Consider the following 1,055-nt stretch of genomic DNA (forward strand, 5'->3'; position numbering starts at 1 on the left):
CAGAAGATCACCGTGCACGCGCGCGGGGAGATCCTGGAGCTGAAGAACACCGTCAACACGATGGTCGACCAGCTGTCCTCCTTCGCCGACGAGGTGACGCGGGTGGCGCGTGAGGTGGGCACCGAGGGGCAGCTGGGTGGTCAGGCCGAGGTGGAGGGCGTGGCCGGCACCTGGCGTGACCTGACCGACTCGGTGAACTTCATGGCCGGGAACCTGACCGACCAGGTGCGCAACATCTCCCAGGTGGCCACGGCGGTGGCGCGGGGTGACCTGTCGCAGCGGATCACGGTCTCGGCCCGGGGGGAGATCCTGGAGCTGAAGAACACCCTCAACACGATGGTCGACCAGCTGTCCTCCTTCGCCGACGAGGTGACCCGGGTGGCGCGTGAGGTGGGCACGGACGGGCGGCTGGGCGGTCAGGCCGACGTCAAGGGCGTGTCGGGGACGTGGAAGGCGTTGACGGAGTCGGTCAACGTGATGGCCGACAACCTGACGGCGCAGGTGCGCAGCATCGCCGAGGTGACCACGGCGGTGGCCAAGGGCGACCTGACGCAGAAGATCCGGGTGGATGCGCGTGGGGAGATCCTGGAGCTGAAGGAGACCATCAACACGATGGTCGACCAGTTGTCGGCCTTCGCCGACGAGGTGACCCGGGTGGCGCGTGAGGTGGGCACCGAGGGCAACCTGGGTGGTCAGGCGACCGTCCGGGGGGTGTCGGGCACGTGGAAGGACCTCACCGACAACGTCAACTCGATGGCCGACAACCTGACCAACCAGGTGCGCAGCATCGCCCAGGTCACCACGGCGGTGGCCAGGGGCGACCTGACCAGGAAGATCGACGTCGACGCCCGCGGCGAGATCCTGGAGCTGAAGACCACGATCAACACGATGGTCGACCAACTGTCCTCGTTCGCCGCCGAGGTCACGCGCGTGGCCCGCGAGGTGGGCCGGGAGGGCAGGCTCGGCGGTCAGGCCGAGGTCGAGGGCGTGTCGGGCACCTGGAAGCGGCTGACGGAGAACGTCAACGAGCTGGCCGCCAACCTGACCCGCCAGGT

At 68.4% G+C, this 1,055-nt stretch carries 1 protein-coding gene; it reads left to right on the forward strand.

All coding sequences use genetic code 11. From position 1 onward, the window contains the following. Window positions 1-1,055 (forward strand): HAMP domain-containing protein (locus ACWCSU_RS52865; protein ID WP_449945288.1); only part of this gene is annotated, 1,055 nt, incomplete at both ends.

The organism is Nonomuraea sp. NPDC001699 (assembly GCF_053596455.1).